Below are 21,646 nucleotides of genomic sequence, written 5' to 3'. Positions count from 1 at the left end.
CAATATTTTGTCGAAAGATAGTTATTTTCCTGCAAAACAAATTAATTACTGGTGAAAGAACTTTGCAGGCGTTCTGCTGTATAAAATACATCCTTCCCGATGAGCGTAAATGCACAAGCTTTACGCCACAGCACAGCGTCTGTTTAACCCTATCTCATGATCCTAATTGTCTAACATTCAAACAACATGCCGAAAGTTGCCTCCAGGCGCGTCAGTGGCGAAATTTTGATAGTTAACTTTCGTTACACTGTTACGGCGGTTGGAGCGGCGGTTGCTTAAGGTTTGTTAAACGAATTCTAGTTGATATGTTGTTTTTTTTCACACATTCATCTTTGTTAGTAAAGGGGGGCACTTGTAATTTAATGTAAAATTATGACTAAAAATTGATTTAAATCATTGACTTGTATCGTATATAAATTTTTTTTATTTTTTATGATAAAGTTAGTTTCGCCATCCCTGCAAGCCCATCACATCTCATATGTTTATGATTCTCTAGTATAAAACCCTATATCCTTCAGGCTTACTTCACTTTTGTTAATGTTCTGTGATTTATACGCTTGACTTCTTAATGTTTTAAGAGGCTATTTTTGACTGAAATCCTGACGTTTTTTTGAGCATAAGAGAAGCTTATGGATATAGTCATTTACCTGCGAAAATTCAGCAGGAAACCGCGCTTTAATCTCTTTCTCCGTAATGAACTTTGGTGAGCTCACGGTGGCCTGTAATGACGTGGGCCAGGTGATATTTATTGCTATTGGTGACCTCAACCTGAAATAGCCTTTTGCGGTAGCGGACGCAGTAGGTAAAAGGAGGGTATTTATTCCCAGTCCCGTATTTCTTTTTATGCTCATCAATTGCTTTGCTGGCGGCAACAAGGTGGGCGTGTTCGGTATCACCCTCAATCATTATTTTCATGCGCTTCTCTTCTTATCTATTTTATGAACCTTGCTGCCGCAGACATAAAAAAAGGTCGCCATTGGCGACCTCTTGTTTTCATGTTTTTAACGAGGTGGCGTAATTAAGAGGACACGGTGAGTGAAGTGAATACTTCACTTCGGTCTGGATAACGCCATATCTTGTTCCGCCTGTAAGGCGAATGATAGTGTAATCCTCGCCAGATGGTTGTGAGAGTCTTACTATGCGTTCTGTGTTAATAATGACCACACAGGGTGTTCACATTTGCATTAATCCGTGGCCGTTAATATTTTCAACGGTTACGGTGAACTTTATAAACATGGATTATTCCTTGGTTCTATTATTTGTTATTAACAGTGTCGATTATATTCAATTTATTTAAAGTTTTTATCATGGATCTCCTTTTTGTCTCAAGGTTTTACCGATCCAGATAAATGATTCAATAATTCTATTACGCGTAGGTTTATCTTTCAGAGAGTGAATAACAGGTCGATAAGTAATTTATACATTCATTTGCAGTACGCCTGCAGCGTGTATTTACCTTGCGGTTAATGTTCTGGAGGGATAAATGCCAATCGGACGAGAGTAAAATTCCTGTGAGTCAGAAGGTGAGTCACTGCGAACAGATAAAGGAAGCGTTGCCTTATAAACGCGTTCATTGCAGCCGGCTAATTTAGCGCCGATGTATCGTGTAAACTTATTTTCTGCCGCGCATTTAGCTCGGTATCTGGCCGTAAGGCGTTCTTTGCTGTTCATCTAATGTTCTCCCTGGGGCTTTTCCGTTATGCATCGCGGATGCTATTCTCTGAGCATATGAATCGTAAGGGGGTGGTATGCTAAAAAAATCCATATTATCAATTGTTCTCATACTTTCGGCACCGTTCACCGCTTCGGCTGCTCAGGTTCTGCTTTGCACTGAAACTCACAGCACAGAAGCCGCAGGCGGAGATGTACAGTCCGAGCATATTGCCAACAACGCTCAGGTTATTGATAACGGCAATAGTTTCACCTTTAGCCCCAATGGCGCGTCGGTGACCAGCCCGATGCTGAAAGGAATTAAGACGCCCGATGGCGGGCAGATTTTCTCTGCAAGAACGCTTGATGGGATGGTATTTGCCAAATTTAGCGACAGCTACGTGATGCGAAATACCAAAGAAGGCTACGTATATTCTGATTGCAAGCCTGCTTCGGCCGCGCAGTAAGTTTTAAAACGATAAAACCCGCCTTAGCGGGTTTAATTTAGCCTCGAATCCTGGTCGTCAGGATGTAAATTTCAACGTTTTCTTGGCGCTTCTGGCAGCTTCAATCGGGTGTTCGGCCTTTAGCCATTCGTCGAATTTCAAATAGGCCTCAAGAAATCGAACAAAATAGTTAATTTCCCCCATTTTCTCGACGTGATGTTCCATAAACTTGGTTGCCAGGTTGAAAGCATCTTCGTTGTCAAACTTCATAGTACACCTCGACACGATCCGAATAGCCAAAATGCGAACCTTTCAGGAGGAGTCAGATACCTGAACAGGATCAGTGGTTACAGATGACAGCTTAATAATAACCAAAACAGATAAAGTTACTGCAAACAGCATCACAGAAAACTAACACTTCTGCGAAAAATCTACTTATTCAACCGGTTGTAGGAATTTGCTTAGAGGGTTCACTCATGGCGTCCTCGCAACGGGTACGAAACTCGATCGCGAACAATTTATCTAAAAACCCGGCATTTCCCTGAGAAAAGCAGAGGATTCCTTGATAAAAGCCGGGTGATCGCCGGAGGTAACTCAGATAAAATGACGCAATATTATTATCCGGCTTGAACCAGGCGGTACCGGTCGTGCGTCTAGACAAGAAAATCTCTTCACTTGATAACCTCATTTACACCAACTATCGCGTCACGCACGGTCTGCGGATGGGGTTGGCGTTTGTTCTCACCTTTATGTTTGTTCGACTCACCCATCTTCCTGAGGCGACGTGGCCGTTAATTACGCTGGTGGTGGTCATGGGGCCAATTTCGTTTTGGGGAAACGTCGTTCAGCGCGTTTCGGAAAGGATTATCGGCACTATCGGCGGTTCTATTGCCGGGATGATTGCGCTGTGGCTCGAACTCTATTCTCTGCCCGTCATGCTGGCATGGTGTGGACTGGTGGTCTTCGCCAGCGGTTATCTGGCTCTGGGTAAACGCGCTTATGCCGGTCTTTTGCTTGGCGTGACGCTCGCCGTGATTATCGGTGCAGGGCCGGGCGATATGGAAACCGCGCTGTGGCGAAGCGGTGACGTACTGATCGGTTCATTGTTGGCACTGCTGTTCTCGAGCATTTATCCGCAGCGGGCCTTTATCCATTGGCGGATGCAGATGTCGGACTATCTGATGTCGCTGAACAAGCTGCACAGCGCCTGGCTGTCGCCCAATATGCTCGAGCGTCCGCGTTTGCAGAAAAAGCTCAAGCAGGCGATGACGCAGATGATCAAGATGCGTGCCTTGCACGCCGCCTCGAGCAAAGAGTCGCACATCCCGCGTGAAGTCTTTGATGCTACCCAGACGCTGTGCCGCAATCTGCTCTGCACCCTCGAGCTATTGGCCGACGCCTACTGGAGCTCGCGAGAAAGCCATTTTATTATGCTGAATGCTCGCACGCTGCGTCATACCCAGCGCTCGATTCTGGATGCGTTGGAAAAACTGAGCTATCTGTTGCGCAATGGTTCGATTGGCGATGAGCTTAAAATCAGCATTCAGCTGAACGAATCGGCGGTGGAATTACAGGAGCTGATGCAGTCGATGAACCGCGGTAAGAACCAAGAGGCGCAGATTTATGGCTACGTTTGGCTCAGCATGCAGGTTACCGATCAGCTTAAATCTCTGGGGGATTTGATGGCGATGGCGATGGATAAGAATGAGCCGGTTGTGGCTGCGCAGCCCGAATCCTGATAGGCTGTTCGCGATTGCGGGCAGTCAGTAAATGAATCTGTGTAACTTAATCGAAGGTGTGAAAATGGATAATACTACTAAGCCGAGTTTCCAGGACGTACTGGAGTTTGTGCGTATTTTTCGTCGTAAAAACAAACTACAGCGTGAAATTGTCGATAACGAAAAGAAAATCCGCGATAACCAGAAACGTGTTCTGCTGCTCGACAACCTGAGTGACTACATCAAGCAAGGAATGAGCATTGATGACGTGCAGGCCATCATCGCCAACATGCGCAGCGACTATGAAGATCGTGTCGATGAATACATCATTAAAAACGCTGACCTGTCTAAAGAACGTCGTGAAATGTCGAAAACGCTGAAGGCGATGGGCGAAGTCAAAGCCACCGACGCCAAGTAATACGACTCTCCTTCCTCCGCCCGCAGGAGGAAGGCCAGAACAGGGGAGCTGCGTTTTATTTCTATAGGCTCCCCAACATCCTTGCTGTAAAACCCTGTGACTCTCTCTTTAATTCCTCAAGTATCTCTGTGGCGTTTCGCCCAACGACTTCTTAAACGTTGAAATAAATGCGCTTGGACTCTGGTAGCCCAGCTGTTCAGCAATCGTGTTCACGCTAGACCCTCGAGCTTCGCGTTATTCTGCACAGAAATCAGCATCATCTCGCAAATATTGCACAGTCGGCGGTCCGCTGGCGCAGCGGGTTAATGGCTACCCTGCTGGGCGGCCCATGGCTGGCGATATTACTGTATAAAAAGCAGCATTAGGCGGGCTGAGCGGCGCGCCTGACCTTATTCAGCCATGCGTCTAACAATGCCTGGCGACCGGCCCACAGTAACTCAGCCTTATCGACGCTGACGGTCTCAAAGCGGAGCCGATCACCGGGTTTAGCCTGACCCAGGCGTGCCAGATCGGCGCGCACCACGGTGGCAATCTTCGGATAGCCGCCGGTGGTTTGCCTGTCGTTCATGGCGACGATCGGCTGGCCGTTACCAGGTATTTGAATGCTGCCGCGTGAGATAGCGTCGGAAACAATATTGAAGCCTTTGCTGTGTGCAATCGGCGGACCGCTAAGCCGATAACCCATACGATCGCTCTGCTCGCTGACACGATACTCATTGCTCAAAAATTCACGCAGCGCCTGTGCGTCAAAATGATCGTCCTGAGGCCCGGCGATGACGCGAATAGGACGGCGTTCGCGCTGCGGCATGAGCCGCTGTTCCGGTTCTCCCGTATCGAGAATAGTGCGGTGTGGGGCAGGGGCGAGCGGTAGCCAATCGCCTTTTTGCAGCTGTCGGCCGTTGAAGCCGCCCAACCCTGCGCGCATCAGGGTCGAGACGCTGCCCATAACCGGCTTGACGTCGAAGCCACCGGCCACCGCGAGATACCCGCGTGCGCCGCTGAGTGTGCGGGTAATGCGCAGCTGGTTGCCGGGCAAGAGCGTCAGGCGACGATAGGGCGCGACCGCCACGCCGTCGAGGGTCATCGCCACATCGCCGGTGACCGCAAAAGAACACGGCTGACTGCCCGTCAGTCGCAGCGTTGCACCGGTCAGCGTAAACTCCAGCGCGCCGGTAGCCGGGTCATTGCCGACCAGCGCGTTGGCGATGGCAAAGCTCATCTCGTCCATCGCGCCCGAAGGCGGCACGCCACAGTCCTCAAAACCAAAACGCCCCAGGTCTTGCAGGGTGGTGTACAAACCGGGAGATAACACCTCGAAGCCGTTGATCATTGCCACCTCCACTCGGGTAAAAAGTCAGCCTGTGCCAGGAGATGCACGTATTCCTCAACGCAGATGGGAGCGAAGCGAATGCGGTCACCGGCTCGAAACAGGAAAGGCTCGGCGCGTTCAGGATCGAAGCTGCGTACCGGCGTTCGGCCGATCAGATGCCAACCGCTGGGTGCCTCAACCGAGCCTACCGCCGTCTGCATGCCGCCGATGCTGATACTGCCCGCCGGAACTTTTAAACGCGGAGACTCGCGGCGCGAGGTATGCAGGAGAGGATCCAGGCCGCCGAGGTAGGCGAATCCTGGCATAAACCCCATCATGTATACGCGATATGACACCGCGACGTGGCGTTCAATCACCTCTTCCTGGCTCAGCCCATGCGACTGCGCCAGCCACGCCAGGTCGATACCCTGTTCACCGCCATAGTTGACCGGAATGGTCCACAGCCTTACCGGCTCTGCTTCGTCGTCCGGCTGAGACAGTAGCTCGGTCAACGTCGCTATCAGTCTGGTCTGCTGCGTTTTGGTCGAATCGTAGCCGACCGTCAGCGCGCGATAGGTCGGTACCAGCGAGGTCACGCCCACGATATTGCCGTGTCGAACGCGAGACGCCAGGGCGGTCACGCGCGCATTAATGCTCTCATCAATGACGTCGCCAAAATCGACGTACACCGCCTGGTCGGCGATCGGTAGGATCCGCCACGGGATCTGCGTTTCATTCACTTGTTTTTCCCCGATCAAAAATCTTCTTAAATTATTTTTATTGTGGAATACTTTTGGCATACCAAAAAAGTACTGTCAAGACACCGGCTCAAAACTGGCCGTACTCTTGCATAGATTTTCTAACTCATCGCCTTGCTGACTAAACGTAGGAACGGTGACGCAAGAACGGTGCCAATGATGCATTCATCAGGAGACGTGAAAAATGTTGATCGACCTTAACAGCGATATGGGCGAGAGTTTCGGTGCCTGGAAGATGGGCGAAGACGACGAGATGCTCGAGATAGTGACCTCCGCCAATATTGCCTGTGGATTTCACGCCGGAGACCCTGACGTGATGTTCAAGACGCTGAGCGCTGCTAAAGCCAACGGCGTTGGCGCGGGCGCGCATCCAAGCTTTATGGATATTCAGGGCTTTGGTCGCCGTCAGATCCTCGGTGAGTCTCCGGCACAGATTGAGCGACAGATTGTCTATCAGATTGGTGCCCTGAAAGCGTTGGCAGAGAGTATGGGGTATCCGCTCCAGCACGTGAAAACCCACGGCGCGATGGGCAACATGGCGGCGGAAGATCCCCAGCTGGCTATGGCGGTAGCGAAGGCGATTCACAGCGTCGATCCCTCGCTTATCATGGTGGTGATGCCAGGCATGGAAACCGAGAAGGCCGCCGAGAAAATCGGTCTGCGTTTGGTGCGCGAGATCTACGCCGATCGCGCCTATACCGAGACGGGGGCGCTGGTGTCACGCAAACTGCCGGGGGCGGTGATTCATGACCCACAGCAGGCCGCTACCCGCGTGATGCAAATGCTCGAGAGCCGGGCGATTATCACGCTCGATGGCAAAAAATTGCCGACGCGTATCGACAGTATCTGCGTACATGGCGATACGCCCGGTGCGGTCGAGATGGCACGCCAGCTGCGAACGCTGCTCGAAGGCAATGGTCTGACGCTGGCGTCGATGTCAAAAGTGATTGCCTGACGCAAGCTCTTAGCGGCGGCGCGTCTCCCAGATTTGCGGGTTAATTAATGAGGCTGGCGCGCGATCGTCGAGAATATCGAGCACGCCGCTGACCGCCGCGCTCGCCATACGCATCAACGCCTGTTCGGCCGACGCGGCGGCGTGCGGGGTTAAAATCACGTTCGATAGCTGCGTCAGCGGGCTGGAGGCGGGCAGGGGTTCAACCGCGAAGACATCGAGACCGGCCCCGGCGATTTGTCCCGTTTGCAACGCGGTAATGAGCGCGGCTTCATCGACCAACGCCCCGCGGCTGGTGTTAATCAGAAAGGCCGACGGCTTCATTGTCTTTAACTGTTCGGCGCCAATCATATGCTGGGTTTCAGGTAACGACGGAGCGTGCAGAGACACCACATCGCTTGTGGCAAGCAGACTCTCGAGGCTGTGCGCCTTCTGCAGGCCCAGCGCTGCCAACTCTTCCTCGCTGCGGCGGGATAATATCTGTACCTGCATGCCCATGCCAAGCGCCAGTTTGGCCGTCAACTGACCAATCGCGCCGAAGCCAATGACGCCCAGCCTGGCACCCAACAACTCACGCAGTCCGCCCTCAAATCTAAATGAAAAATTGCCTTCACGGACGGCACGATCCGACTCTGGGATCCGCTTGGTCAAGGCAAACATTAGCGCAATCGCGTGCTCGGCGACCGAACGGTTGTTAGCCCCTGGCGTATTAAATACCGCAATGCCTAATTCATTGGCCCCTGGCAAATCGATACCGTCGATGCCGACGCCGTGGACCGCGATTGCCCGTAAATTAGGCAATTGCACCATCCTGGTGCGTGAAAATTGACCGCTGCGGTAGATGGCCGCCACCACGTCTTCGATCGGTGCGCTCTCGCAGGCCGCTTCGCCTACCAAAGGTTCGATCCCGTTTTCCCTGAGTTGCCTGACGCCGCTTTCATGGATCGGCTGGGGGATGAGGCAAAATCGTCTGCTCATTATTTCACTCTTTTTTGATGAATAAGTCGGCTTGGCATTTTAATTGCATTTCTTGTGTATACCAAAAGAATTCCAATTTGGAATACCAAAAATAGCAGCAGTCATTTTTTATAGCGAGAGGAATTGTATGACCGCCAAAAACGACTCATCTCTGTCCAGTTTTGTATTGGATGCCACGCGAGGGACCGCTGTAGCCTTACAGAAAGGTCAGCGGCTGAGCATTACCAATCTCCAGGGAAATCAAGTTGTTGATACTTGGGCTGTGATGCAGTCTGACCCCTTTGAATATTCATCTATGGAACATACACGTTCGGTTAACAGCAACCTGTTTTACGCGCTGAACATGCCGGTGGTGAGCATCTATCGTCGTCCTATGTTTACCCTGACCGCTGATACCACCCCGGGGCGTCACGACACACTGCTCTGCCCCTGTAATGCCGCAATTTATCGCGAGTTGGGTTGTGAGACGTATCACCGCAGCTGCACCGATAATTTCCATGAGGCGCTGAGCGAGAAGGGCATCACGCTGCCTTTTACTCCAGCCTCGCTCAACCTGTTTATGAACGTGCCGATTACCGAAGCGGGCGAACTAGACCGCGTGCCGCCGCGCTCCGTCGCCGGTGACGTGCTGCAACTGCGCGCCGAGGCCGATATCTACGTGGTGCTCTCCGCGTGCCCACAGGACATTACGCCAATTAACGGCGCATCGCGCCAGCCGGCCGATATTGGGCTCGACGTCTCTGACGACAATGCGAAAAGCGTGCCGGAGGAGGCCAAATGAGTGAAGCATCTGCCCCTTTATTGACGATTAAAGAGTTAAACAAGAGCTACGGTGACCTGCACGTGCTCAAAAACGTGGCGCTGGACGTTCACAAGGGCGAAGTGGTGTCGATTATCGGTGCCAGTGGTTCGGGTAAAAGTACCTTCTTGCGTTGCCTCAACGTGATGGAAATGCCGCAGAGCGGCTTCATGAACTTTGACGAATTCGCCTTCGATTTTCGAGACGGTGCTCGCGCTCAGCCGACCGAAGAGCAGCTGCGCCTGCTGCGCGCACGCATCGGGATGGTGTTTCAGAGCTACAACCTGTGGCCACACATGACGGTGCTCGAAAATGTCATTGAAGCCCCGCTGCGGGTAAAAAAAATGCCGCGTAAACAGGCTATCGAGCTGGCCGAAAGTCTGCTCAGCCGCGTCGGGTTGTATGAGAAGCGTCATCAGTATCCGGCGAAGCTCTCCGGCGGCCAGCAGCAGCGTGTGGCCATCGCCCGCGCGCTGGCAATGAAGCCGCAGCTGATGCTGTTTGATGAAGTCACCTCGGCGCTCGACCCCGAGCTGGTGGGCGAGGTGCTGTCTCTGATGGCATCATTGGCCGAAGAAGGGATGACCATGCTGCTGGTGACCCACGAAATCGCCTTTGCCCGCGACGTCTCCTCCCGCGTGGTGTTTTTCGATCAAGGGGTAATGGCGGAAGACGGCGCACCGAGCAAGGTTTTACACCATCCTGAGAGCCCGCGTTTGCGCCAGTTCCTCAGCCGTATTTTGCATGATGATTTTAAAAGCAAGCAGGAGAATCACCCATGAACCAACTTTGGGATGACATCAACACCTACGGCATGGGATTTCTCGAAGCATCGTGGACCGTTCTGCTGATCACCATTTCGACCATCATTCTGAGCTGGGTGTTTGGCTTTATGGCCGTGAGCGCCAAGACCTCCAAAGTGAGGCTGTTTCGCGGTATGGGGCGTTTCTATATCTGGTTTATTCGCGGTACGCCTGCGCTTATTCAGGTGTTTGTGGTCTATTTCGGTTTCCCGCAAATTGGCATCCATCTGTCGCCGTTTGTCGCCGGAGTGCTGGCATTGGCATTGAACAGCGGGGCCTACGTGGCCGAAATCATCCGCTCTGGCCTAAAGGCGATTCCGCGCAGCCAGATGGAGTCCGCCTCGGCGCTCGGCATGAGCAAGGGTGAAATCATGCGCCGCATTGTCCTGCCGCAGGTGTTTCGCGTCGTGCTGCCTCCGCTGACCAACGAGGCGATTTCGACGCTGAAGAACACCTCGCTGCTGTCAACCATCACGGTGGTGGATATCACGCTGTACGCACAGACCATTATTTCCGCCACCTTTCGACCGTTCCAGTTCTATATCGCAGCAGCGCTGATTTACCTGCTGCTCACCACGCTGCTTACCGAGCTTTCCGACTGGCTTGAACGTCGCCAGGCCCGTTTTAGCTAATTCATACGGAGTGATTTATGAGTGTTTTACCCACCGACTCGCTGGAAACTCCGCGCTTTTGCGGCGTGCCGACCTTTATGCGCCTGCCGATGGCGACCGATTTGAGCCAGCTTGATGCGGCGATTATTGGTCTGCCGTCAGACTCGGGCGCACCGTTTCGCACCGGGGCGCGTTTCGGGCCCAATGCGGTCAGGGCGATGTCTACCATGCTGCGGCCGATCAACCCTTATCGTAATGATATCAACGTGTTCGATACCCTTCGCTGCGCCGATGCGGGCGATGCGCCGGTGGTGCCGGGCTACGAGGAGGAGTGCCTGGCGCGCATTGAGCAAGCGGTGTATGCCCTGTCGAGCGCGGGGGTCGTGCCGTGCGGTATCGGCGGTGACCACTCGATTACCCTGGCCGAGCTGCGCGCCGTCGCCAAAGTCCATGGGCCGCTGGCCCTGGTGCAGTTCGATTCGCACAGCGATACCTGGGACAAATATTTCGCCGATAAACGCTACAGCGCAGGCACGCCGTTTCGCCGTGCGGTGGAAGAGGACATCGTCGATCCTGCGTATTCCATTCAGGTTGGGCTTCGTGGATCGCTGTTCCGCACCTCCGACATTACCCAGTCGCTCGACCTGGGTTACGAGGTGTTTACCACCGACCAGATGTTCGAATTAGGGATTAAACAGATGGCGCAGCGCATCGCCGAGCGCACAGCCGGTCGCCCGACCTTTATCACCTTTGATATGGACTTTGTCGATCCTGCTTTCGCACCGGGTGTGCAGACGCCGGAGGCCGGGGGGCCGAGCGCTCGCGAGGCACTGCTGTTACTGCGTGCCCTGAAGGGCATCAACATGGTGGGCTGTGACGTGACCGAAATCAGCCCAATGTATGACGGGCCAGGCCAAATTACCTCGTTGCTCGGGGCAACGGTAATGGCCGAGCTTTTAGCCTTGCTGGCCAGTGAACGCGCGGTATAAGTGCGCGCGTTACAGCATGACGATTTTTGCAACACACAGGGTATTCCTTCATCTATTACCAGAGAGTGACATCATGAAAATTAAGCATTTTCTAAGTATTGCCACCGTTCTTGCTGCCATGGCGACGCCTTTCTTAGCTACGGCAGCCGATGCTGACGGGAAACTTGAGCTGCTCACTCCGGGCAAACTGAGCGTGGCAACCGAAGGCACGGATCCGCCGTTCAGCATGCGTAGCGCTAACGGCCAGCTCGACGGTCTGGAGATCCGCGTGATGAAAGAGGTTGCGCGCCGTTTGCATCTCGAATACGTGCCGGTTATCACCAAATGGGACTCTATTCTGGTCGGCCTGCAGGCCAATCAGTTTGATATGAGCAGTGCGGCGATGGACATCACACCCGCACGTCAGAAGGCTATCGTCTTCTCCGACGGTTGGATAGAGTCCGGTGGCCGCATCATTATTCCACCAAAATCAGACATCAAGTCGGCCAAAGACCTGAAAGGCAAACGCATCGGTGCGCAGGTTTCTTCAACTTATGCCCAGTTGGCTATCGACCACGGCGCGACGCTCAAGAACTATATCGACGTGACGGCGGCGGTGCAGGATCTGGCGAACGGCAATATCGATGGCGTGATCAACGACTCGATCGGCAACGCTTATCTGATCAAGGATATGCATCTGCCGTTAACGCAAACGCCTGACTATGTGAGCGTTATTCAGAAAGGTTTCGCCTTCAAAAAAGGAAAACCAAACCTGGTCGCTGCGGTAAACAAGGCGCTGGCGGATATGAAGGCCGATGGCACCTATGCTAAACTCGTGACCCCGATTGTGGGCTTCGATCCGGCGCCGAAAGACCCGGTACGCACGCTGCCTCAGTAACGCCAGAAGCGTGAGTTAAAGCATGGCAGGCCTCCGTGCCTGCCTTTTTTATCAGTCTTGTTAATGTGAAATGACACCATGGATTCCATCAAAAGACCTGCTGATTTGATTGGTGAACGCGAGCAGAATCTCAGCACCAAGGCCTATGAAGTGCTGCTGAATATGCTGATAAACCGGGAGCTGCCGGTAAATACGGTGCTGCAGGAAAGGCGATTGGCGGAACTGCTGAATATTTCACGCACGCCGGTGCGCGATGCGCTTAACCGACTGGAAAACGAAGGTTTTATTATTCGCGCCGGGGGACGAACGCCGGTGGTAAAAGAGTTTTCAATTCGTGAGCTAATAGAGACGCTGCACGTCAGGCGCACGCTGGAGTCAGAGGCGGCCAGTCTCGCGGCAGGGCGCGTACCGGTGTCCGAGCTCGACGCCATTGAAGCGGGGATCAACAAGCTGTTGGCCGACGAAACGCCTAGCCCCCAGGAGGACTGGGAGATTGACAGTCGTCTGCATAACGCGCTGGCGCACTACAGCGGCAACCAGCTTCTGACGCAGTACATTGAGAGCCTGCGCCTGAAAACCCGGATGTTTAACCTGCGTCAGGTGCCCGAGCGCTTTGTCAGCGGCCATCATGAGCATCTCGAGATTATCGCCGCCCTGCGCAGCGGTGATGCCGACGGCGCAAGGGCCGCGGCGGCCAGACACATCGACAACGTGCGTGAGAGCATTGTGCGTCGATTGAGCCAGCTGTAAACACTTCACCTTTCGACGGCGGTGAGGCTGCGGTTGCGTAACGCTTCGTCCAGCACGCGTACGGCGGCGGCAAAGTCGTCGAGCGCCATGCTTTCGTCGGGATTGTGGCTCCCGTTGGCGTTGCGAACAAACACCATCGCGCTCGGCACGCCCTGGGTCGAAAACAGTGCGGCGTCGTGCCCGGCTCCGCTTTGCAGTGTCATGGCCGGGATTGACAGCGCGCGAGCCGCGTTATGCAGCAGCCGTTGCAGCTTGGTGTCCATCTTGGCCGGTGCGCTGCGCGTTTGCTCACCCAATTCGAAGCTCACGCCGTGACGTGCCGTTATCTGCGCTATCCTTTGGTGAAGATGCTGGTCGATGAGTGCCAGCGTTTCCACACTGCTTGAGCGAAAATCAACGCAAAACTTCACATCGCCGCTTATCTTGCTGAAATCTGCCTGCTGTGCGTCCGTTGATAACTGGCCGCTGGTGACTGTAAGCTGGTGGCCTTGCTCCTCGAGTATGGCCCAGTCCTGATACAACCCGGTTATCAGCTCGGCCACTGCGACGACGGCATCGTGACGATGTAGGCGCGGCGTGGCTCCTGAGTGTGCATACTGACCATAAACGCGGGCCTGACGATAGCGCAGGCTACCGCAAATGCCGGTCACAATTCCCAGCGGCTGACCGGCATCCTCAAGAATCGGACCCTGTTCGATGTGTAGTTCGATAAAGCTGTTCACGTTGGCGGCGCTGAGCCTCGGTTCACTGACCAGCAAGCGTTGGCCGTCGCCGCCCAAGTCCTGAAGGTGTTCTGCCAGGGTTCGGGCGTTGTCGGCGCGTCGGGTCTCGAGATTGCCGGCGTTTATCAGTCCAAATGCCGCTTTACTGCCGAGATAGGAGAGGGGAAACCAGGCGCTCTCTTCGGCGCGGATGGCCATCACCGTCACGCTCACGTCGGGCTGAAAACCGGCTCGCACCCAACCTGCAAGCACCGCAATACCGGCCAGGACACCGGCTGCACCGTCGAAATTTCCGCCGCGCGGGACCGAGTCGAGGTGCGATCCGGTGATAACCGGCGGTGCGTGAGGATTGCGCCCCGGCAGGGTCATATATAGGTTCAGCGCCGCGTCGCGCGAGAGGCTGAGACCCAATGTTTCGGCGGTGTGAGCCAGCAGGTCGTGCGCCCGCTGCTCGCCCTTGCCGTATGAGTCACGGGTTATGCCCACGCCGTCAAAGCTTGAGCGACGCAGTTTTTCAAACAGCTCTGCCGCCAGGGCGAAATCCGGTTCAATGCTGTTCATCAAAGCAGGGCCTCACAGGCGTTGACCATCAACTGACAGGCGCGATTAACGTCTTCATCGGCGATGCTGTAGGCCAGACGAAAATACGGCGCCATGCCGAATGCCGTGCCGGGAACGACGGCAACGCCCCCGTGTTCGAGAAAATATTCCGCTACGTCGAGGTCACTGTTCAGTGTCTTGCCCGTCGGCGTCGTCTTGCCGAGCAGCTTTTCACAGCCGACAAACAGGTAGAAGGCTGAAGGGGGCGTCTCGACCGACAGGTCAGGCGACTGGCGCAAAATGTTCAGCGCGCTGTCGCGACGGCGGCGTAAACGGTGGCACCATTCGGCGAGCAAATGCTGTGGGCCATCAAGTGCGGCAATGGCCGCAGCCTGAGCAATCGCATTAGGGCAGGAGGTGCTTTGAGACTGCAACATCGCCAGTGCGGCGATAAGCCACTCGGGGCCGCCTGCGAAACCGAGACGCCAGCCGGTCATGGCGTAAGTTTTGGATACGCCGTTGACGGTCAGGGTGCGATCGGCCATCTCGGGGACGGCAGTGGCGAAGGAGACAAACTCCCCTTCATAGACAATGTGTTCATAAATGTCGTCGGACATCACCAGCACACGCGGATAATCTTTCAGCACCTCGGCCAGCGCACGCAGCTCATCGGTGGAATAAAGTGCCCCGCTCGGGTTACCCGGCGAGTTGAGCAGCAGCCAGCGCGTATGAGGCGTTAATGCTGCGGCAAGGCTCGCAGGCGTCAGCTTGAAACCTTCATGCGGTGCGGGGACTACAGCGACCGGCTCGGCACCGGTCAGACGTATCATGTCAGGATAAGACACCCAGTAGGGCGCATTTAGGATGACCTCGTCGCCAGCGTCGAGCGTTGCCAAAAAGGCGTTGAAGATTATCTGTTTTGCACCGGTGCTGGCGATGATTTGTTTGGCGGAGTAAGCGAGGTGATTGTCTCGCGCAAACTTTTCGATAATCGAGGCCTTGAGCTCTGCGGTGCCGCCTACGTCGGTATAGCGCGTCTGACCAACCTGCATCGCCGTGAAAGCGCTGTCCTGAATATGCTGCGGAGTATCAAAATCCAGCTCACCTGAACTCATATTGATGATGTCACGCCCTTGCGAAGCCAGGCGACGCGCCAGCTGCGAAATCACCAGCGTGACGGAGGGGGTGACTGACGACAGGCGTGCCGCCAGTTTTTGTTCAGGATGAGCAGGGTTCATCGGCGTCTCATGGGTGAGTGATGGAGTTCACAGAACTCAATCTTCACCCATCAAAACGTTGATGAAAAGCGAATAATATTTGTGTCGAGCTCAAATATTTTTGATGAGTTGAGGCAGTTTTACTTAACCCAAAACTCTGACCGGTTGCCCGGCAATAAACGCCTGAATGTCCTCAACGGCCTCGTTAAAGTAAATTTTATAGTTGTCGTCGGAGACATAACCCAGATGCGGTGTCGCCAGCACGTTAGGCAGGTGACGATAAGGATGATTGTCCGGTAGCGGCTCCTGGCTAAACACGTCGAGCCCAGCCCCGGCTATCCGCTGGGTGTTTAGCGCGTCGAGCAACGCATCCTGATCCACCAATCCAGCACGCGAGGTATTAACAAGGAAAGCACTGCGCTTCATCGCAGCGAAATCTTCAGCGCCAAGGATCCCTCTGCTGCGATCGCTGAGCACCAGATGCAGAGAAACGAAATCGCTATTTTCCAGCAGTACCCGTTTCGATTCGGCTAATTCAACGTTGAACTCTGCTGCACGTTCGGCGGTAAGATTTTGGCTCCAGGCGATAACCTTCATGCCAAAAGCCTGTGCAATAACCGCCATTTTCTGCCCAATCTTGCCGAGGCCGATCAATCCCAATGTTTTGCCGTGCAGTCCGACGCCCAGCGTGCTTTGCCAGGGGCCGCTATTGCGTATTGAGCGGTTTTCGACGCTGACATGGCGCGCCAATCCAAGGATCAATGCCCAGGTGAGCTCCATGGGAGCCGTCGACCCGCTGCCGGTACCGCAAACCGTGACGCCTTGCGCCGTGGCGGCGGCCAAATCGATGGCAGCATTGCGCATGCCGGAGGTGACCAGCAGCTTTAAGTTTGGCAGCTTAGCCAACAGTTCTGCTGTAAAGGGCGTACGTTCACGCATGATCACGACAATATCTGCATCAAACAGCGCCTCGACCTGCTTTTCAATCCCGTGAAGGGGATTATGCAACGCCAGCGTTTCAACCTTGGGGCTGAGCGCTGACCAGTCGGCCTGAGATAACGCAACATTTTGGTAATCGTCAAGAATAACGCAGCGCAGGGTCATGATATTTTCTCTGAGATAGGGGGAATGGATTTCCTAAAAGTTATAGCAGTACGGTGATAAGCTGGAAAGGCACAAGCCTGGCGAAAACTGTCAGATTGTATGACAATAAATGTTCGTCGTATTTACCCCCCCCGATTTTACCGAAAAGTTAATATCAATCTATTTTCGCTGATTGCTGAAAATAATAAAGGGATATTGATTATTTTTTCGGCTTAATTATAAATTATTAATTTTTACTATCACTTTTTACGTTATTTATTTGTTAATTTTTAATGTTAATGAAATAACTTTCCTTGGCGTGAACTATTAAGCATTATGCTGCCGTGTGCATTTTTTTCTGACGCGCACTCTATTTTTTTTGATTTAGGTAAAGTAAATAACATGGACTCGTTAATCTTTGGCTTATTAATGATTTACGGATTTTCGAGCCTCAGATTAAATTAATAATAAAAATTAAAAGGACTTTTAATTTATGAAAGTAATCTTTCCAAAACGTCGAGCGTTTTTAGTTTGGTCGCAAATCTCTTTGCAGGTTATGTTGCCCTTGGCATTAAGCCAACAGGCGAATGCTTCAACCGATCGCGCCCAGGCCAGGGCCGGCGTAATAGACTCGGGCAGCAAACTGGTACATGGCTATAGGTTGCAGTCGGGGGAAACCACGGCTTCACTGCTTAAAAATAATAAACTGCAAATTGATCAGGTATGGGATATTAATTCCTTTGCCTTTAATTCCCGTAATGCATTGCTTGCTGCTCCCGTCGGTACCCTGATTTATTTGCCGGGTCCGGCTACTGGCGCGGTGCCTGCATCCTCTAATAATACCGCTAACCTTGCCGCAAAACATCTTACGGCGGCAGGTAGTCAGTTTGACGGACGTAATCCAATCTCGGCAGACAAAGTGGCGACCGGTTATGCTTCGAGCCTGGCAAGTCAGGCTGCCGGGCAGCAGGCAGAAAGCTGGCTAAATAAGCTGGGTGGTTCTTCACGCATAACGCTTGGAACGGGGTTAGGTTCATCGACATCTGAAATAGCGGGCGATGTTCTTGTCCCGCTGTATGACAATAAAGCGGAGAATCTATTTTTTACCCAGTTGGGCCTGCGTCGCATTGACTCGCGCCAGACGCTCAACCTCGGGCTCGGTACGCGCTATTTTGCCGACGCCTGGATGTTGGGTTCCAACGTGTTTCTTGATAACGACATGACCGGCAAAAACCGCCGCTGGGGTATCGGTGCCGAGTGGTGGACCGACAACCTGCGTCTTTCTGCCAATGGCTATCTGCGACTCACCGAATGGCATCAGTCTCGCGACGGCACTGACCTCGAGGAGCGCCCTGCTAACGGCTGGGACATTGAGGCTCAGAGCTGGATCCCTGCCTATCCACAGATTGGCGGTAAGCTGAAATACGAACAATATTACGGTCAAAATGTGGCGTTAATTAATCACAGCGAGGTGCAGAGCGACCCCTCGGCGGTGAGTGCGTCAGTTAACTGGACCCCGATTCCGTTGGTCACCCTTGAAGGTGAACATCGCTCGATAACGAGTGGTAAGGCAGACAATATTGTCAGGCTAATGCTCAACTATGATTTCAGTCGTTCTCTGGCCGCAATGCTCGATCCGTCACAGGTAGCGGCTATGCGAAGCCTGCAGGGAGGCCGTTATGACCTCGTTTCACGTAATAATCGTATCGTGCTCGATTACCGTAAACAGACGCTGATTAAGCTGTCGATGGCGCGTTCCCTCGAAGGTAAAGCCGGTCAAGTCATACCTCTTGAGATAGAGGTTTCCTCAACGCACGGCTTTGAGAAGATGCGCATCGTTGCGGACGAACTGGTTAAGGCAGGAGGCACAATCATCAATCCGCTAACGAAGGACGCCGCGGTTCAACTGCCTGCTTATAATAGTGCGACCAATAATACCTACCTGCTTACCGCAACCGCAATTGACACCCGTGGCGGCGAGTCCAGCCCGATGCAGGCCAAGATAGTGGTTCATGAAGAGGCTGATATTGGCAATTCGTCAGCGGTTATGGCGGAATCGATATTGCCGGCAAACGGGACTTCTGCCACTAAAATCACGCTAATGCTGGCCGACAAAGACAAGAACCCGGTTAAAGGGGTGGCTGATAAACTTCAGCTGAAAATCAAATCCACTACCCGTGCGGGTGAGCTTGTGACTTTCACGAAGTTTACCGAGTCGTCAACAGCGGGAACTTATACGGCCGACGTTACGGCAGGTTCGACGGCTGGCGAGGTGGTGCTCGTTTCCTCACTGGGCGGCGCGACGTTATTTGAAACCCCGCTAACACTGCAGGCAGTCGTAGTCGAAGCTAACAACGTAGTGCAGCTTGATGCGAACGCAATAGGCACGTTAGTCGGCATGAACATTCAGCTGACCGCGACGGTTCACGATAAAAACGGCAAAGCAGTGGAAAATGCCACGGTCAGCTTCGGTGGTACGGGGCTTGATGGCGCTGGTGACAAAACAACCGATGCTAATGGGCAGGCTGTTGCACAGATGACCAGTCAAACCGCAGGTAAGTTTACGGCAACCGCACAAGTTGGCTCTGGCACCGTATTGAGTAAGGAACTTCGTTTCACCGAGGCTGGAGCTGCGGTTGCAGTGGTCGATTTAACAACGGATTTAACCCTCGTGGAGGTAGAGCAACCCATTGTCGCTTCGGTAACGGTTAGGGATGCCAACGGCTCGCCTCTGAAAGATGAAGTTGTTGACTTTACAGGCAATGAGCTTGATATAACTGATGTCACGCGCACCGATATCGACGGTATAGCGACCGCCACTATCACCAGCCAGAAGGTGGGAGATTTTATATTGCGCGCAAAATCGGGAAACAAATCTTCTAAGAATAAAACGCTTACCTTCACTGCCGCTACTGTGGCAGAGGCTGCTTCAATCGAGTTTACGTCTGACAAGGAAAATTACAAGGTAGGCGATAACATAACACTGACCGCTATAGTGAAAGACAAGACCGGTAAGGTGATTAAAAATAAGGAGGTAACTGTTAGGTATTCAATTCCTGTTATATCCCTCGATAAAAAAACGGTATTGACCAACTCTCAGGGCAGGGCGATATTTACAGGCCAGGTGATAATGTCAAGTTCCGCAGCTGTTCTTACCGCTACTGCTGGCAGAGTTGAAACTTTATTGGGTATTAGTACTAGTGACTAGACCGTAATCATGAAAACGCTGACCATCACTCACCGTGATTGATGGTGAAAGAGAGCGTTGATCAACAGCTAAATCATTATTCATACCCTCCGGAAGGAGGGTATTTTTTTTATTATATAATATTTCAATCTTTTAAACTAAATCCTTCCTCTGGCAACCTTTACCGGTCATCCTCAGGGGAATACCCTCTGCCTCTTCACGGTCGTTATTCCCTTCAAAAAATAACTCATTAATAACTTGCTGAAAGTAAATTATTAGTCTAGTGCATTGATTCCAATGTCATGTTTTATGGGGGTAAATACAAAGTTTTTCACATAATTTGGCTTTGTCAGTTAAAATCTTTACAACTATCATGCAAAGTTTTAGAGTGAATCGCCCTCGCGTTGAAAAACAAGAAAAAAAAGACGCCATGCATTCTTCCCACTATCAATCAAACAGGCAACAAATCCGGTGAAAATATGAAATATAGAGATAAAAGCATTGCTCTAGTCATACCATGTCATAATGAAGCTCAAACCATCGAGCAAGTCGTCACTGATTTTAAAAATGCCATGCCCGAGATTGCTATTTATGTCTTTGATAACTTATCGACAGATAAAACCAAAGAGGTGGCTCTTCAAGCGGGGGCAACGGTTATTTCTGTTAATGAAAAGGGTAAAGGAAACGTTGTAAGACGCATATTTGCCGACGTGAATGCCGATATTTACGTCATGGTTGACGGTGATGCCACCTATGAAGCGGCGGCAGTGCATAAGCTGGTTGATAAACTGATTGACGATCGTCTGGATATGGTTGTTGGCTGCCGCAAGGTCACTGCCGATATTGCCGATAAAGCTTATCGCCCTGGGCACCAGCTAGGTAATAAGGTTCTGACACAGAGCGTCACTAAAATCTTCGGCGGTAAATTTACCGACATGCTCTCCGGCTATCGCGCCTTTACCCGCCGTTACGCCAAATCCTTCCCGGCGCTTTCACAGGGCTTTGAAACCGAAACTGAACTTACCGTACATGCCCTTGAACTGCGCATGCCCTACGGTGAGGTGTCTACCGCCTACGGCGAGCGCCCTGAAGGTTCCGAGAGTAAGCTTTCGACCTATCGCGACGGTTTTAGAATACTTGGCACCATCGTCAGGCTGTTTATGCGCGAGAAGCCGCTTATCTTCTTCGGACTGATTGCAGCCTGCTTCTTTGTGGTTTCTATTCTGCTTTCTCTTCCCGTTTTCTACGTCTACATGCAGACAGGACTGGTACCAAGACTGCCTACCGCCTTGCTTTCTGCCATGCTGATGCTGGCCTCTTTCCTGTCGTTAGCCTGCGGCTTAATCCTTGATAACGTCACCATCGGAAGACAAGAGAGCAAGCGTCTGTTCTATTTATCCACCACTAATACCCATGAACCGCGATGAAAAGCACGATTTTAGAAATCTTTAAATTCGGGGTGATCGGCGGTATCGGGTTTCTCGTCGACGCCGGCGTGCTCTATTTGTTGAAGGACTCACTCGGTCTTTATTTTGCGCGGGTGATTTCTTTCATCTGTGCAGTGATTGCTACGTGGTTACTGAATAGAAGCATTACCTTCGCAAAATCAAAGGTCACCCACAGGAGAAGCAAAGAGTTTGCTCTCTATTTTCTGGTGATGCTGGTGGGGGGCTGTATCAATATTGGCTGTTATGTGCTGATGGTGAACTCGAGCATTCTTGTGCGCGAGTATCCTATTCTGGGCGTCGCTGTAGGAAGTTTGGCCGGGATGATTACCAACTTCACTTTTTCGAAAAAACTGATTTATAAGAAACAGCACTCTTAAGGTAAAGGATTGAT

The 21,646-nt window shown here is 52.5% G+C and carries 22 protein-coding genes; 13 read left to right on the top strand and 9 right to left on the bottom strand.

All coding sequences use genetic code 11. From position 1 onward, the window contains the following. Window positions 1-675: 675 nt before the first annotated feature. On the bottom strand, window positions 676-915 hold the full coding sequence (locus BS640_RS07365; RefSeq protein WP_017492725.1) for a DUF4060 family protein: 240 nt from the start codon (window positions 913-915) through the stop codon (window positions 676-678). An 833-nt stretch (window positions 916-1,748) separates the two neighbouring features. On the opposite strand from BS640_RS07365, the gene BS640_RS07360 reads away from it, so the two are divergent. Then, complete coding sequence (locus tag BS640_RS07360; RefSeq protein WP_017492726.1) at window positions 1,749-2,117, top strand: hypothetical protein; 369 nt, start codon at window positions 1,749-1,751, stop codon at window positions 2,115-2,117. A gap of 57 nt (window positions 2,118-2,174) precedes the next feature. Here the strand turns inward: BS640_RS07360 and BS640_RS07355 are convergent, their stop codons facing one another. Next, window positions 2,175-2,366, bottom strand: a complete 192-nt coding sequence (locus BS640_RS07355; protein WP_084912281.1) for a hypothetical protein — start codon at window positions 2,364-2,366, stop codon at window positions 2,175-2,177. Window positions 2,367-2,743: 377 nt separating this feature from the next. On the opposite strand from BS640_RS07355, the gene BS640_RS07350 reads away from it, so the two are divergent. Both BS640_RS07350 and tmaR read left to right on the top strand, forming a co-directional pair. Beyond that, complete coding sequence (locus BS640_RS07350) at window positions 2,744-3,835, top strand: FUSC family protein (protein WP_017492728.1); 1,092 nt, start codon at window positions 2,744-2,746, stop codon at window positions 3,833-3,835. Window positions 3,836-3,899: 64 nt separating this feature from the next. Next, window positions 3,900-4,232, top strand: a complete 333-nt coding sequence (gene tmaR, locus BS640_RS07345) for a PTS system regulator TmaR (protein WP_017492729.1) — start codon at window positions 3,900-3,902, stop codon at window positions 4,230-4,232. 108 nt (window positions 4,233-4,340) lie between these two features. Here the strand turns inward: tmaR and BS640_RS07340 are convergent, their stop codons facing one another. The 3 genes from BS640_RS07340 to pxpB all read right to left on the bottom strand — a co-directional run bounded on the left by BS640_RS07340 (window position 4,341) and on the right by pxpB (window position 6,281). Next, window positions 4,341-4,445 (bottom strand): helix-turn-helix domain-containing protein, encoded by a 105-nt coding sequence (locus BS640_RS07340; RefSeq protein WP_081601426.1) that lies wholly within the window; start codon window positions 4,443-4,445, stop codon window positions 4,341-4,343. A gap of 148 nt (window positions 4,446-4,593) precedes the next feature. Next, the gene (locus BS640_RS07335) at window positions 4,594-5,562 is read right to left on the bottom strand and encodes a 5-oxoprolinase subunit C family protein (protein WP_017492731.1); all 969 of its coding nucleotides are present in this window, start codon (window positions 5,560-5,562) and stop codon (window positions 4,594-4,596) included. Beyond that, the gene (pxpB, locus tag BS640_RS07330; protein ID WP_225741518.1) at window positions 5,559-6,281 is read right to left on the bottom strand and encodes a 5-oxoprolinase subunit PxpB; all 723 of its coding nucleotides are present in this window, start codon (window positions 6,279-6,281) and stop codon (window positions 5,559-5,561) included. The genes BS640_RS07335 and pxpB overlap by 4 nt, the downstream gene beginning before the upstream one ends. A gap of 202 nt (window positions 6,282-6,483) precedes the next feature. On the opposite strand from pxpB, the gene BS640_RS07325 reads away from it, so the two are divergent. Beyond that, entirely contained in the window at window positions 6,484-7,254 is a 771-nt protein-coding gene (locus BS640_RS07325; protein WP_084912280.1) for a LamB/YcsF family protein, read from the top strand. 9 nt (window positions 7,255-7,263) lie between these two features. On the opposite strand, the gene BS640_RS07320 is transcribed toward BS640_RS07325, so the two are convergent. After that, entirely contained in the window at window positions 7,264-8,229 is a 966-nt protein-coding gene (locus tag BS640_RS07320; protein ID WP_017492734.1) for a hydroxyacid dehydrogenase, read from the bottom strand. A gap of 127 nt (window positions 8,230-8,356) precedes the next feature. Between BS640_RS07320 and BS640_RS07315 the strand changes: the two genes are divergently transcribed. The 6 genes from BS640_RS07315 to BS640_RS07290 all read left to right on the top strand — a co-directional run bounded on the left by BS640_RS07315 (window position 8,357) and on the right by BS640_RS07290 (window position 13,058). Beyond that, window positions 8,357-9,010, top strand: coding sequence for a DUF1989 domain-containing protein (locus BS640_RS07315; RefSeq protein ID WP_017492735.1), 654 nt, complete (start codon window positions 8,357-8,359; stop codon window positions 9,008-9,010). Next, window positions 9,007-9,810 (top strand): amino acid ABC transporter ATP-binding protein, encoded by an 804-nt coding sequence (locus BS640_RS07310; RefSeq protein ID WP_017492736.1) that lies wholly within the window; start codon window positions 9,007-9,009, stop codon window positions 9,808-9,810. The genes BS640_RS07315 and BS640_RS07310 overlap by 4 nt, the downstream gene beginning before the upstream one ends. Beyond that, window positions 9,807-10,463: an amino acid ABC transporter permease gene (locus tag BS640_RS07305; protein WP_017492737.1), complete on the top strand. Its 657-nt coding sequence runs from the start codon at window positions 9,807-9,809 to the stop codon at window positions 10,461-10,463. Before BS640_RS07310 ends, BS640_RS07305 begins: the two co-directional genes overlap by 4 nt. Before the next feature lie 17 nt (window positions 10,464-10,480). Beyond that, complete coding sequence (gene speB / locus BS640_RS07300; protein ID WP_017492738.1) at window positions 10,481-11,431, top strand: agmatinase; 951 nt, start codon at window positions 10,481-10,483, stop codon at window positions 11,429-11,431. A 73-nt stretch (window positions 11,432-11,504) separates the two neighbouring features. Next, entirely contained in the window at window positions 11,505-12,308 is an 804-nt protein-coding gene (locus tag BS640_RS07295; RefSeq protein ID WP_017492739.1) for a transporter substrate-binding domain-containing protein, read from the top strand. Window positions 12,309-12,386: 78 nt separating this feature from the next. Continuing rightward, entirely contained in the window at window positions 12,387-13,058 is a 672-nt protein-coding gene (locus tag BS640_RS07290; RefSeq protein ID WP_017492740.1) for a GntR family transcriptional regulator, read from the top strand. Window positions 13,059-13,063: 5 nt separating this feature from the next. Here the strand turns inward: BS640_RS07290 and BS640_RS07285 are convergent, their stop codons facing one another. The 3 genes from BS640_RS07285 to BS640_RS07275 all read right to left on the bottom strand — a co-directional run bounded on the left by BS640_RS07285 (window position 13,064) and on the right by BS640_RS07275 (window position 16,641). After that, a complete protein-coding gene (locus tag BS640_RS07285; RefSeq protein WP_017492741.1) occupies window positions 13,064-14,341 on the bottom strand; it encodes a Zn-dependent hydrolase in 1,278 nt (425 codons plus the stop codon). Further along, window positions 14,341-15,558, bottom strand: a complete 1,218-nt coding sequence (locus BS640_RS07280; protein ID WP_084912279.1) for a pyridoxal phosphate-dependent aminotransferase — start codon at window positions 15,556-15,558, stop codon at window positions 14,341-14,343. Before BS640_RS07280 ends, BS640_RS07285 begins: the two co-directional genes overlap by 1 nt. A 123-nt stretch (window positions 15,559-15,681) precedes the next feature. After that, complete coding sequence (locus BS640_RS07275; RefSeq protein ID WP_017494303.1) at window positions 15,682-16,641, bottom strand: D-2-hydroxyacid dehydrogenase family protein; 960 nt, start codon at window positions 16,639-16,641, stop codon at window positions 15,682-15,684. 472 nt (window positions 16,642-17,113) lie between these two features. On the opposite strand from BS640_RS07275, the gene BS640_RS07270 reads away from it, so the two are divergent. From BS640_RS07270 to BS640_RS07260, 3 genes are all read left to right on the top strand, one after another. Further along, window positions 17,114-19,828 carry an inverse autotransporter beta domain-containing protein gene (locus BS640_RS07270; RefSeq protein ID WP_017494304.1) on the top strand — a complete coding sequence of 905 codons (2,715 nt, stop codon included), beginning with the start codon at window positions 17,114-17,116 and terminating at the stop codon, window positions 19,826-19,828. Between the two features lie 458 nt (window positions 19,829-20,286). Continuing rightward, a complete protein-coding gene (locus tag BS640_RS07265; RefSeq protein WP_026110628.1) occupies window positions 20,287-21,234 on the top strand; it encodes a glycosyltransferase in 948 nt (315 codons plus the stop codon). Then, window positions 21,231-21,632, top strand: a complete 402-nt coding sequence (locus tag BS640_RS07260) for a GtrA family protein (protein WP_017492579.1) — start codon at window positions 21,231-21,233, stop codon at window positions 21,630-21,632. The genes BS640_RS07265 and BS640_RS07260 overlap by 4 nt, the downstream gene beginning before the upstream one ends. The last annotated feature ends 14 nt before the right edge of the window (window positions 21,633-21,646 follow it).

It is taken from the genome of Rouxiella badensis, assembly GCF_002093665.1.
GTDB lineage: Bacteria > Pseudomonadota > Gammaproteobacteria > Enterobacterales > Enterobacteriaceae > Rouxiella > Rouxiella badensis.
The sequence above is the reverse complement of the archived record's forward strand: the minus strand, read 5'-3'. Positions and strand labels throughout refer to the sequence as shown.

Bases quoted from the DNA above. Each gene is read 5' to 3' on its own strand.
- BS640_RS07310 (WP_017492736.1), top strand. From the start codon at position 9,007: ATGAGTGAAGCATCTGCCCCTTTATTGACGATTAAAGAGTTAAACAAG.
- BS640_RS07365 (WP_017492725.1), bottom strand. From the start codon at position 915: ATGAAAATAATGATTGAGGGTGATACCGAACACGCCCACCTTGTTGCC.
- tmaR (WP_017492729.1), top strand. From the start codon at position 3,900: ATGGATAATACTACTAAGCCGAGTTTCCAGGACGTACTGGAGTTTGTG.
- BS640_RS07335 (WP_017492731.1), bottom strand. From the start codon at position 5,562: ATGATCAACGGCTTCGAGGTGTTATCTCCCGGTTTGTACACCACCCTG.
- BS640_RS07320 (WP_017492734.1), bottom strand. From the start codon at position 8,229: ATGAGCAGACGATTTTGCCTCATCCCCCAGCCGATCCATGAAAGCGGC.
- BS640_RS07290 (WP_017492740.1), top strand. From the start codon at position 12,387: ATGGATTCCATCAAAAGACCTGCTGATTTGATTGGTGAACGCGAGCAG.
- BS640_RS07265 (WP_026110628.1), top strand. From the start codon at position 20,287: ATGAAATATAGAGATAAAAGCATTGCTCTAGTCATACCATGTCATAAT.
- BS640_RS07285 (WP_017492741.1), bottom strand. From the start codon at position 14,341: ATGAACAGCATTGAACCGGATTTCGCCCTGGCGGCAGAGCTGTTTGAA.
- BS640_RS07280 (WP_084912279.1), bottom strand. From the start codon at position 15,558: ATGAACCCTGCTCATCCTGAACAAAAACTGGCGGCACGCCTGTCGTCA.
- BS640_RS07260 (WP_017492579.1), top strand. From the start codon at position 21,231: ATGAAAAGCACGATTTTAGAAATCTTTAAATTCGGGGTGATCGGCGGT.
- BS640_RS07275 (WP_017494303.1), bottom strand. From the start codon at position 16,641: ATGACCCTGCGCTGCGTTATTCTTGACGATTACCAAAATGTTGCGTTA.
- BS640_RS07360 (WP_017492726.1), top strand. From the start codon at position 1,749: ATGCTAAAAAAATCCATATTATCAATTGTTCTCATACTTTCGGCACCG.
- BS640_RS07325 (WP_084912280.1), top strand. From the start codon at position 6,484: ATGTTGATCGACCTTAACAGCGATATGGGCGAGAGTTTCGGTGCCTGG.
- BS640_RS07355 (WP_084912281.1), bottom strand. From the start codon at position 2,366: ATGAAGTTTGACAACGAAGATGCTTTCAACCTGGCAACCAAGTTTATG.
- speB (WP_017492738.1), top strand. From the start codon at position 10,481: ATGAGTGTTTTACCCACCGACTCGCTGGAAACTCCGCGCTTTTGCGGC.
- BS640_RS07305 (WP_017492737.1), top strand. From the start codon at position 9,807: ATGAACCAACTTTGGGATGACATCAACACCTACGGCATGGGATTTCTC.
- BS640_RS07270 (WP_017494304.1), top strand. From the start codon at position 17,114: ATGAAAGTAATCTTTCCAAAACGTCGAGCGTTTTTAGTTTGGTCGCAA.
- BS640_RS07295 (WP_017492739.1), top strand. From the start codon at position 11,505: ATGAAAATTAAGCATTTTCTAAGTATTGCCACCGTTCTTGCTGCCATG.
- BS640_RS07315 (WP_017492735.1), top strand. From the start codon at position 8,357: ATGACCGCCAAAAACGACTCATCTCTGTCCAGTTTTGTATTGGATGCC.